At 56.6% G+C, this 10,076-nt stretch carries 10 protein-coding genes and 3 pseudogenes; 5 read left to right on the forward strand and 8 right to left on the reverse strand.

What is annotated here, in order from left to right; translation table 11 throughout:
- Positions 1–56: 56 nt before the first annotated feature.
- The 5 genes from DDT56_RS21365 to DDT56_RS21385 form a co-directional block, all read right to left on the reverse strand.
- Positions 57–509 carry a spore coat protein U domain-containing protein gene (locus DDT56_RS21365; RefSeq protein ID WP_136168402.1) on the reverse strand — a complete coding sequence of 151 codons (453 nt, stop codon included), beginning with the start codon at positions 507–509 and terminating at the stop codon, positions 57–59.
- A complete protein-coding gene (locus DDT56_RS21370) occupies positions 506–2,848 on the reverse strand; it encodes a fimbria/pilus outer membrane usher protein (protein ID WP_246856844.1) in 2,343 nt (780 codons plus the stop codon). The genes DDT56_RS21365 and DDT56_RS21370 overlap by 4 nt, the downstream gene beginning before the upstream one ends.
- A 2-nt stretch (positions 2,849–2,850) precedes the next feature.
- Positions 2,851–3,522, reverse strand: a complete 672-nt coding sequence (locus DDT56_RS21375; protein ID WP_168197663.1) for a fimbrial biogenesis chaperone — start codon at positions 3,520–3,522, stop codon at positions 2,851–2,853.
- A 71-nt stretch (positions 3,523–3,593) separates the two neighbouring features.
- The gene (locus DDT56_RS21380; protein WP_136168404.1) at positions 3,594–4,097 is read right to left on the reverse strand and encodes a Csu type fimbrial protein; all 504 of its coding nucleotides are present in this window, start codon (positions 4,095–4,097) and stop codon (positions 3,594–3,596) included.
- Positions 4,098–4,298: 201 nt separating this feature from the next.
- On the reverse strand, positions 4,299–5,393 hold the full coding sequence (locus DDT56_RS21385) for a helix-turn-helix domain-containing protein (RefSeq protein WP_168197664.1): 1,095 nt from the start codon (positions 5,391–5,393) through the stop codon (positions 4,299–4,301).
- A gap of 198 nt (positions 5,394–5,591) precedes the next feature.
- On the opposite strand from DDT56_RS21385, the gene DDT56_RS21390 reads away from it, so the two are divergent.
- From DDT56_RS21390 to DDT56_RS24865, 3 genes are all read left to right on the forward strand, one after another.
- On the forward strand, positions 5,592–5,915 hold the full coding sequence (locus DDT56_RS21390) for a DMT family transporter (RefSeq protein ID WP_136168406.1): 324 nt from the start codon (positions 5,592–5,594) through the stop codon (positions 5,913–5,915).
- Entirely contained in the window at positions 5,912–6,493 is a 582-nt protein-coding gene (locus DDT56_RS21395; protein ID WP_136168407.1) for a TetR/AcrR family transcriptional regulator, read from the forward strand. The genes DDT56_RS21390 and DDT56_RS21395 overlap by 4 nt, the downstream gene beginning before the upstream one ends.
- A gap of 242 nt (positions 6,494–6,735) precedes the next feature.
- Complete coding sequence (locus DDT56_RS24865) at positions 6,736–6,996, forward strand: HTH domain-containing protein (protein ID WP_246856845.1); 261 nt, start codon at positions 6,736–6,738, stop codon at positions 6,994–6,996.
- A gap of 119 nt (positions 6,997–7,115) precedes the next feature.
- Here the strand turns inward: DDT56_RS24865 and DDT56_RS25080 are convergent.
- Positions 7,116–7,397, reverse strand: a pseudogene (locus DDT56_RS25080) (hypothetical protein); the annotation flags it as partial.
- On the reverse strand, positions 7,375–8,166 hold the full coding sequence (locus DDT56_RS21405) for a helix-turn-helix transcriptional regulator (RefSeq protein ID WP_136168408.1): 792 nt from the start codon (positions 8,164–8,166) through the stop codon (positions 7,375–7,377). The gene DDT56_RS21405 and the pseudogene DDT56_RS25080, both read right to left, overlap by 23 nt.
- Before the next feature lie 97 nt (positions 8,167–8,263).
- Between DDT56_RS21405 and DDT56_RS21410 the strand changes: the two genes are divergently transcribed.
- Entirely contained in the window at positions 8,264–9,718 is a 1,455-nt protein-coding gene (locus tag DDT56_RS21410) for an MFS transporter (protein ID WP_136168409.1), read from the forward strand.
- 35 nt (positions 9,719–9,753) lie between these two features.
- On the opposite strand, the pseudogene DDT56_RS24870 reads toward DDT56_RS21410, so the two are convergent.
- Positions 9,754–9,835, reverse strand: a pseudogene (locus DDT56_RS24870) (hypothetical protein); the annotation flags it as partial.
- A 47-nt stretch (positions 9,836–9,882) separates the two neighbouring features.
- Here DDT56_RS24870 and DDT56_RS24875 point away from each other — a divergent pair.
- Positions 9,883–9,957 (forward strand): annotated as a pseudogene (locus DDT56_RS24875) (DUF421 domain-containing protein); the annotation flags it as partial.
- Positions 9,958–10,076: the final 119 nt, after the last annotated feature.

Below are 10,076 nucleotides of genomic sequence, written 5' to 3' on the forward strand. Positions count from 1 at the left end.
ATAGCGGCGCTGACAGTATTGACCGGCCCCATTAAAGTGGGGCGCATACCCTTCAACTAATACAGCAGACTTACGCTTCGGGTATCGATATATGTCCCTGGCGCATCCTGAAAAGAGGGCGCCATTCGGGCGTAAACGGTATAGGTGCGCGTCTCGCTGGTGTTGGCGGTCAGCGTGTAGCTGTCCGTCAGCGCTCCGCTGCTGCCGTTCCAGATTTGCTGGTAATTACTCGAGGTATACAGCTGGTAATTGGTGGTGTTATTTCCAGCGGTCATTTGGCGCTGTCCGCCCGTCTCGGCGCCGTCAATCATAATCTGATAGCTGACGACGCTGTCCACGCCGGTATCCGCCTGGCACTTCACCGTGAGGGTGGCGGTGCTTTGCTGTGAGACGCCGGTAATTCCTTCTATGGCGCCGAAACTTAACGCCGTGGCGTCGATCGCGCAGCTGTAGGCCAGCGCTTTTACCGGAAGCAGGGCGAGTACGCACAATAACGCGGTTAATCTCATGGTTTTTCTCCGCTATGACAGATCAACGGACCGATTTCAGGAATCGCGTTGGCCTGAGGCTGATAATCAAACTCGACGCGACAGTCGGGCTGTTCATTCCGCTGTACGTCCAGCGTGTTATGCGGGACCAGGTTTTCAAAGAAAACAATCCCGTCATAGCCAACCACCTGCTGCACGCCGTTCTCGTTCAGGACGGCGGTACTGCCCAGAGGAAAGGGCTGATGGTTTGCGTCAATCAGCCGGATGGTGGCGCTGTTGCTGCGGCGAACGGGAAATTTGGCCAGAATGCCGGCGCGATCGCCGGGAGTGAGGTTGAGTTCGGTATAGCGTAGCGAGACATCCATCGGCACGTCGTTAGGGTTAATCGACAGACGGTTATTTTCATAGGCGTTGAGTTGCTCAATAAACATCACGCCGTTGCGGTCGGTTTTGCCCAGAGGACGGTTTTCCTGCAACACGGTAATGCCGGGTAAGCCATCGGTCTCTACCACGCCGAAGCTGTCATAAATGGTATTCGACGCAAAAAAATGACCGCCAAGGGTGGAAATCGCCCCTTGCGCGCTGGCGCGAAACGCATTTCCCTCTTTGCTGCGTTCGACCTCGGTGCCAATCAATCCCCATGGGGATTTGTAATCCAACGCCATATTTTGCCGGGCCCGGCTACCGCTCTGATTGGCGACTTTCCAGCCGATATCACCGCGCTGTACCGCGGATTGCCGCGCCTGTACGGTCTGATGGTGATTACCGTTGCTCATACTGCTATTGGCGCTGACGGTGGCTCTGCGACCGAAGGGGATGGCGAAACCAACAAAAATGCCGCTTCCCTGGTCATTATCAAAATCATGCAGCACGGTGATATAGCCATAGGAATCATAAGGCAGCGAGGCCGAGTAGGTGGCCGACAAGGTTGAAGTGGCGATGCGTTCCGACGTTAAGTCATAGTCATTATAAAAATTGACCATTCTCTTGGCGTAAATCAGGCTGAACGAACCGTTGCCCGGCGGTACGGGAAAGCCGATGCTGGCGCGCAGCGTGGTGCCCGGCATGGCGTCGTCATTGGCGGCGGCGATATCATAGAAATTTTTATCCGCCTGTAGAATGCTGAAGCCGTAGTTCATCGCCGGCAGAAGATGGGAAAACCCCAGCCCGTATTGGTTGCCCTGCCGGCTGCCGAACTGGCTGGTCGCCAACGAGGCGGAAAGTATGCCATGGCGGCTGAGCAACAGATCGGCGCCGATCCCACCCATGGTCAGCTTTTCGGTGGCTTCGAAATGGCTGGACAACGTCATCCCGTCGGTGATGCCGCGTCGATAGCTCAGGGCGGCGGCGCTCTGGGTATAATCGCTGGAGCGGGTGGCGTAGCGGCGACGCACCATCCCCGTTTCCACGGCCAGCGAGTCCAGCCCCTTTTGCAGCAGCGACGCGCCGGTATAAAAAGGCAGCGTCTGTCGGGTTTGCCGGCCGCTGGCGTCCTTGACCACCATCGCGATCTCCCCGCCGCCGCTGGTCACCGGTAGCTGGGTGACCTCAAAGGGGCCAGGCTCTACCCGGCTGGACAACTGATGGATGCCGTTGATGTAAATATCAACCGAAGAGGGCACTGCGACCTCGCCGGTGATGCCGGGGCGGGGAAAGGTCACCAGATCCGGGCGCAGGCCGAAATTGGTGGTCATCTGCATACCCGCCATGCGGATTGGCCGGGTCCAGGGTAACCCGCTATTGATAAAATCGCCGACATGGTAGGTGCGCAGTTTTTCCACATCGGAAATAGTGTAGGTGCTGTTTAGCCGCACGGTACGGCGCAGGTAAGGATTGTGTGTCCGCACGGCGCTGGTTTCAAACACGCCGTAATTGCCAAACAAGCGTAAATCGCCCGTGGTGCTATCGCTGAGCTGCCCGTCATAGCGGGTTATTTGGGTGTCGTAATTGAATACCGCGCCATTATCACTGTGCGCAACTGCGCCGCTGTCCGGCGTTTGTGGCGCGTTCAACTGCTGCGCGACCAGATTCTGATTGGGAACCTGAAGATGGAGCGTTTGCGTTTCACTGTCTAACCGGTAGCGCCAGCCGCGGATAGTGGCGAGGTCGACCAATTCATCACCCGTGGCGGTCGAAGAGGGGGGCAGGATCAGTCCCAACCGGGTGAGCTGCGTCGCGGTAACGAACAGCGCTCCGTTATCTTCGACAAAATCATCAACGCCGGCGCGTTGTTGCCCGTTCACCACCACGTTAAGCAACAGGTTTTGTCTGACGGGATCTTCCGCCCAGGCGATGCCGCTTAACCCTGAGCAGGACAGGCCGATCATGCCCCAAAATAATCCCACCCGGTTACAGGCCACATTCAATCTTTGCTACCCACGGTCAACCACCGATCGGCATGACCCGTAACGCCGGGATTCTGCAGGCGCAGGCGCACGCCGGAATTTAACCGATGTGAGCGATCGTCTATCCGCCAGTGACGTTCGCTGCCCGCCAGAATATAAGGCAGCCCCGGCCCCTTGAGTCGAAGCTTGACGTTGTTGTCGGTGTTGAGCGAGATATTGGTCAACACGGCATGTTGCAGGCCATGATTAACGGCGATCAATAAGGCATGATCCTGGCGTTTTTCAACCCGCCACCGGACATCCGCCGCGGTTGCGACCGGGGGTTTGGAAAATACCGGGATAGTAAAACGCAACGCCAGTTCGACCTTATTTTTATTGTTGTCCGGAATTTGGTCAAAGATGACCCGATAAGCCTCTTCAATTTGGCCGGCGGGCTCGCGTAACAATAGGCGGATGGTTTGGGATTTACCCGGGGCAATGGTGGCGAAAGGCGGGCTGATCGCCAGCCTGGCGGTACTTTGGTAACTGTCGCCGTTAACCGTTTGTGTCCAGGCGTAGCTGCGGATCTGGATTTGGGTATTTTTATCGCCGTGGTTGGTCAGGGTAAAGCTGGCGGCCCGTTTATTGGCTGACAGCTCCTGGCTGATCGGAACAATGGATAGCGCTTGCGCGAAGGCCTGTGGCGCCATGTTCCACAGGCCTGCAAGTATCAGCGCCCTGAATATGAATCTATTACGGGGCATAGTCGCTGACCTTTATATCAGTAGTTGACGGTAACGGCGATGGTATCCGAGTAGGTGCCGACGGCGGAGGTAAGCTGATTCGCGGCAATTTCACCATACACGGTCAGCGTTTGTGTCTCCCCGGTGCCCGTTCCGGCCACGGTATCCGTATCGATGGTATCGCCCCAGTTGGTGGTATGCGCGGCTTCCTGATACAGGCCGTAGTTCAGCGTTGACCCGGCAACCGAGCCGGTCAACGCTCGCAGGGCAGTGGTGGCCCCGACCGCCGTACCCGCACCAAGCCCTACGGTATAAGGCGCGGCGTTAGAGCAAAGTACCGACAGGGTGGCGGTGGAATCAACCGCTACGCCTGAATAATCGGGGAAGGCGAGAGCCGTGGTTGATATCGTACAGGCGGCGACAACGGTCGCGCTGACGGCCATATTGGTGGTTGCCGTAGCGGCAAGCGCTGGAGCTGCTACCACGCCGCCGAGACACAGCGAAGAGATCACGGTCATTTTAATTAATAGTTTATTGGACATAAGGAGGCCTTGAAAACGCAAAAGGGAACTGAATGGATTTGGCGTAAAAACAAGGGAGCCATTTCTCATGGGTAGTTTAACAGTTACTCAAGGGAATATTGGGGCGAAACCGCTTCATATCCGGCCTTATATACTGCAAAACCGGCCAATAACAAACCGGCTGATAAAAGCAAGGGACGGCGTAATCCTTTTTTAGGCGCCTTATAGCGGCGCGACCGTAGACTGGCGTTGTAAATAGATCAGGATAGACTGTCTTTTTTCCGAACTTACTCTGGCTAAAAAACGGGATAGCCATTCCGGCAAGACGCGCGCATTAAATAAATCGCCATACGCAGGATGGAGTGCGGCGAAATTTTCCTGCTGGTTTGTCTCCCGATATAGATGCGGAGAAGTACCGATAAATTTCCTGAATATTCTGGCTAATTGTTGCCCGTCGAGTAATCCGCAGCGGCGGGCGATTTTATCAATAGGCAAGTCGCTGTCAATCAACGCCTGCCGGGAGAGTTCAAGGCGTAATAATAATAAAAATAACGAGGGTGAATAGCCCGTCTGTAGTTTGAAATGACGCCGGAAGCTGCGTTCGCTCATCGCTAAAAAATCGGCGGAGTGGGCCATATTCAAATCCTCGTCAATATGGGTAAGCCACCAGAAAATGACGCGATAGGCGATGGATTGCGGGCGGGTGAAAAAGGAATTTAACGGGCATGAGGCCGTGGATACCGAGGATTCCACCCGCCGGCTATCGTCGCCGTTTTCTCCGCGATCGGAACGTAATAAAAGCTGTGCCATTTCTTTTATATTGATGCGCTCGCCGGTGGTATAGAATTTGCCGTCTCTTTGAAAATCGGCGCTCTTTTTCACCCGTAGGGTCGGGTATCCGGCTATCAGCCTGCTTATCAGGGATGAATAGGTGGTCACGGTTCGTTGATGCAGCAATCCGGTGGCGGCCAGCAGGAAAATGCCGGCGCCGAGAGCGACGACGCAGCGTGACTGGGAGCAGATAGTGCGTAACCAATTAACAATCGCGTCCGGCGGGGTGGATATTGCCTGTTGAGGGCCGTGCGCAATAATAAGTATATCAATATCCAGCGGGCGGGAGATCTGCATTGCCTGAGTTTCCATATTCATCAGGGCGGTTGCGGGAGAAGAAACTAAACCGCCGTATAAAGAATAAATATGAGTGACGTACTCTATTTTTGCCGCGGATAAACATGGCTGGCTGGAATTAAGGGAGGTCAGCATCTCCAATAATTTCACCACGTCCCCGAGGAAACAGTCGGTATAAGTCAGGATCATAATCTGCCTGATATCTACGCCGGAGCCGGATAATAAAAGCTTATTTGTTTGCGCGGACCATAAAGGCCCGCTATTGGTGTTCATGATAGGCCGCTGTTTCAGGAATAATAAATCAGTATAGTTCACCCCCGTGATTGACAGCAGGGTAATCATCAATAACAATACTTGAACATTAGTTCAACTACATGGAGCGCATTAATGACCTACCTTCTTCTGGCCGCGGCGATTGCTTCGGAAATCATGGGTGCGCTGGCGACCCGCTTTTCTAACGGTTTTACCAAGCCCCTGCCAACCTTGCTGGCGATTGTCGGCGTTATCGGAGCCTACTATCTGCTTTCTCTGGTGCTGAACCGCGGCATGGCCATCGGCGTGGCCTATGCCGTCTGGGCGGCGCTTGGCGTAGCTTCCGTGGCGTTTATCGGCGCGTTTTTCCTTGGCGACAAACTTACCTGGATACAAATAGTCGGCATCGTGCTGGTGATCGGCGGCGTCCTCTCGCTTGAACTGGGTGCAAAACAGTGAGCACCGCGTCCGCCGTCAATAAAGACGGCCGCCGGGCCAGAGGGGATGCCCGGCGTCAAAAACTGATCGCCGCCACGCTGACCGTTGTGGAACGCGAAGGCGTTTCCGGCGTGACGCACCGCAGCGTTGCCAAAGAGGCGGGCGTTGCCGCCAGTTCGGCGATCTACTACTTCGCGACCATAGATGATCTGCTGCTCGCCGCGCTGACGGCGGCGGCGGCGGAATATGCCGCGCAGTTGGAAGCGCTTATCGAAAGCGGCGGCGATGAGATTGACGGCATCTCCGAGATGATTTCAGACGCCAGCGGAGCAGGGCGCCGAAGGGCGCTGGCGGAGCACGAACTCACCCTACAGGCCGCGAGACGCCCGGCATTACGACCCATCGCCAGGCACTGGCGCGATCTGGTCGCCCGCGCCGCCGGCAAGCATACCCGGGATCCCTTGACGATTCAGAGCGTGGTGGTGGCGGCGGACGGTATCTGCGCAAGAGCCCTGCTGGAAGACGAACCGATTTCGGCCGCCGAGGTCAATCGGCTTTTGCGACATATCCTTCACGGCGCATCTTCCGGCAACGATTAGATCTTTATCGATCGTCAACAATCCTTTGTGGATGGCGCGCTGAACTGGCATGGCTGCCGGTGGAAACGCTTATCCACAATCAGCAGCAGGCGTATTATCAGGTGCTGAGAGAATGCGATCGCGCCGGTAACTGCACGTTATTTATCGCTTTTATGCTGGAAAAACTGACTGAAGCACTGGCTGAAGGTATCGATGCCCAGCAGGCTTATGCCGTCGCCATGCCGGTAGAAACGCCGGTACAAATGTCGGTAGAAAATTCAGGGGATTTATCCCCGTCCGCCCAACGGAACCTGGCCGCTATCGCGGCAACCCCGACGATTACCATTGTTCAACTGGCTCATAAGTTAGGTGTGAACCGGCGCACCGTGGAACGCAATATCAAAATATTGCGGGAAAAAGGGCGCCTGGTAAGGGCCGGGGCGAGAACCAGCGTGTATTCAGGATCGCGGTTAGGCGTTGGCGTTGCGCCTGCCTCGAACTTATCTCGCAGCCATTCGCCATAAGTGAATTCGACTCGTGCCGGGAAAGAGACCTCAAGCAGGTCGGACTGGCGAAATACCATGACCTCGACGCTGCGGGGGCCTCCCGGCGTCGCGGGATGGCGAGCGGAAATATGCAGCAGGGCCGTTAGCAGGCAACGCCGCTGCTCGTCGCTTATACCGCGGTCGACAACGGCGAGCAGGTCGATATCGCTCTGAGGCCGAAGCCCCGCCATTACCGCTGAACCGTGCAGATACACGGCAAGCAGCGCGTCCCCAAGGACGCCCCTCAAAGCCGCAATCGCCGCCCGCATCTGGCCGGTTTTCTCTGGTGTATTTTTCTGCATCATCGCCTTGTTCCGTCTGCGTGAACGATTGACTGGTCGGTCGCCTGCGCTGCAACTATCCCTCCTGCTGCCGGGCATACACCACCAACCGCAAATGCCGGTCTTCGTCAATGGTGAGCGAGGTGTGATCAAACGGTTGGGTATGGCCGTCGATCAGCAGTTTGCGCACACCGCTGCAAGGAGCGTGAACGTCGTGCTGCCGCCACCACAGCTTGAATTCTGGCGATACCTGTTCCAGTTCGTCCACCAGTTCATGGATATCGGACTCCTGTGGCGCACGGACGAAATCGCGGCGAAAACTCGATAGCATCTGCGGCGCCTGTTCTTCCCAGTCGGCAAAGCACTCGTGAAAATGCGGATCGGTAAACAGCAGCCAAAGCAGGTTGCGTCGCTCGGGGGAATGTCTCTCGAAGCCAAACAGCGTGTTGGAAGGCTCATTGAAGGCCAGCACGTCCCAGCGCAGATTGAGCACGTAGGCTGGATGCGGGGCCAGATCGTTCATAAGGCGGCGCACCAGCGGCGGCACTACGCACCAAGTCTTGCCTGGCTCGGCGGGCGGACGTTCGTGCGCCAGCAGGAATAGGTGACGGCGCTCGGCCACGTCAAGTTTGAGCACGCGTGCCAGATTATCAAGGAATGTTGCGGACACGCCGATGTCACGCCCCTGTTCCAACCACGTGTACCAAGTCAGGCCGACACCGGCGAGTGCCGCCACTTCTTCCCGACGAAGCCCTGGCGTGCGCCGTCGCCCGCCGCTAGGCAACCCCACGTCGGCAGGATTCAGCCGCTCGCGGCGTGTGCGCAAAAAAGCCGCCAGGTCGTCACGAGTTCGCTCCAACGTTCGCATGTTTACCTCGTTGCTTTTAGTAATAGCATAAATGGTTAAATTGTAATTGTTTAAAAAGCATTTGAGAATGATCGCGTCACTAGCTCGGAGATGCAAGATGAACTCAAATATCCGCCTTTCACCGATAGTCGCCAGGACTTCCCAAAGCGCGCCTTGGCTTGGTTTATGCGTCCTGCTGCTGGCAGGTTTCGTCACTATCTTCGACCTGTTCGTGGTCAATGTGGCCATCCCCAGTATGCAGGTCGGCCTGGGAACCAGTTTTGCACAGATTGGCTTTATCGTGGCCGGCTATGAACTGGCTTTTGGGGTCTTGCTGATTACCGGCGGACGGCTGGGCGATCTGTTTGGACGTCGCCGCTTGTTCATTGTTGGCATGGCGGGGTTTACCCTGGCCTCGGCACTCTGCGGGCTGGCGCCCAGTGCCGGCTTTCTGATCGGCGCAAGGGTGTTGCAGGGGCTGGCCGCCGCCTTGCTGTTCCCACAGGTCTATGCCTCTATCCGCGTCAACTTCAACGGTAACGACAGCCGCCGCGCCTTCAGCCTGCTGGGTATGACGCTGGGATTGGCCGCCATCGCCGGACAGGTGCTGGGCGGGTGGCTGGTATACGCCGATCTGTTCGGGCTAGGCTGGCGCACCATCTTCCTTATCAATGTTCCCATCGGCCTGTTCGCCATCGGCGCGGCCCGCTATATTCCCGAGTCCCGATCGGCCCAACGACCAGCATTGGATTGGGCTGGCGTATTGTTGGTCAGCAGCGGACTGGCGCTCTTGCTGGTGCCATTGATCGAGGGGCCGGGACAAAGCTGGCCGGCCTGGAGCCTATTGTCCTTAGGCGTCTCAGCGGCTTTGCTTGCGGCTTTCTACCAGCACCAGGAATGGCGGCGGGCATCAGGCCGTCTTCCGTTGGTGGACATGCGCCTGCTGCGACAGCGACGCTTTGTGCTGGGCGCTCTGCTGGTGTTGTTGATTTATTCGACGGCCAGTTCCTTCTTTTTATGTTTTGCATTGTTGCTGCAATCTGGGCTGGGGCTTGATCCATTTCTGGCGGGGAGCATCTTCGCGCCGTGCAGCGTAGGTTTTGTCGTCGCGTCGCTGGCTGCGCCGCGTCTTGTGGCACGGTGGGGCGCACCGGCCATCGTAGTGGGAGCGCTGATCTATGCCGCCTCGCTGAGTCTGCTGATCGCGCAAGTCTGGTCGGCTGGGGGCGGATTACTGCCAATAAGTTTGATTCCTGTGTTAATAGTGGTCGGTATCGGCCAAGGCCTGATCATGACGCCGCTGCTGAATCTGGTGCTGGGTTTCGTCGAACAGGCTCAGGCGGGTATGGTGTCCGGCGTGATCTCGACCGTGCAGCAAGTCGGGGCAGCACTTGGCGTGGCGGTTGTCGGCATACTGTTCAGCGCGGCGCTTGCCATGAGTGGGGAAACAGAGGCGCATGCCGGACAATACGCCTCTGCTTTTGTGGCGGGAATGCTTTACAACCTGGCGGCGGCCATGCTGGTATGCGTACTGCTGATGCTGCTGGCGGGAACGCAACGATCGGTGCGCTAAAGAAGGGCGGCGTTCGGGAATAACCTTGCCCAGCGCTTTGGCGGCGCCGCTATGGATATGCACCGCCGCTTTTTCACGTTCAGTAAAAAAGCCGGTGGCTTCAATCACGATATCGACACCCGCGTCCGCATTGCCGATATGGATGACAAACAGAATCCCGATTTACGGAGTTGGGGAAAATAAAATATGCCATTCTGGAGCGCAACGGCCATATTTCTATTATTCCCGTTGAGAGCTAAGAAGGTGTCATTATGTACTCAATTTTGGCTATGCCTTCATTAGACAAAAAAATCCACGCAACCGCGTGGATTTCAGATTGCTGACGAACCCCACATTTTCCGTGGGGTTCTTGTTTTAT

The sequence above is a fragment of the Brenneria corticis genome (assembly GCF_003115855.1).
GTDB classification, from domain to species: Bacteria; Pseudomonadota; Gammaproteobacteria; order Enterobacterales; family Enterobacteriaceae; genus Brenneria; species Brenneria corticis.

Bases quoted from the DNA above. Each gene is read 5' to 3' on its own strand.
- DDT56_RS21365 (WP_136168402.1), bottom strand. From the start codon at position 509: ATGAGATTAACCGCGTTATTGTGCGTACTCGCCCTGCTTCCGGTAAAA.
- DDT56_RS21375 (WP_168197663.1), bottom strand. From the start codon at position 3,522: ATGGCGCCACAGGCCTTCGCGCAAGCGCTATCCATTGTTCCGATCAGC.
- DDT56_RS21380 (WP_136168404.1), bottom strand. From the start codon at position 4,097: ATGTCCAATAAACTATTAATTAAAATGACCGTGATCTCTTCGCTGTGT.
- DDT56_RS21385 (WP_168197664.1), bottom strand. From the start codon at position 5,393: ATGATCCTGACTTATACCGACTGTTTCCTCGGGGACGTGGTGAAATTA.
- DDT56_RS21390 (WP_136168406.1), top strand. From the start codon at position 5,592: ATGACCTACCTTCTTCTGGCCGCGGCGATTGCTTCGGAAATCATGGGT.
- DDT56_RS24865 (WP_246856845.1), top strand. From the start codon at position 6,736: ATGTCGGTAGAAAATTCAGGGGATTTATCCCCGTCCGCCCAACGGAAC.
- DDT56_RS21405 (WP_136168408.1), bottom strand. From the start codon at position 8,166: ATGCGAACGTTGGAGCGAACTCGTGACGACCTGGCGGCTTTTTTGCGC.
- DDT56_RS21410 (WP_136168409.1), top strand. From the start codon at position 8,264: ATGAACTCAAATATCCGCCTTTCACCGATAGTCGCCAGGACTTCCCAA.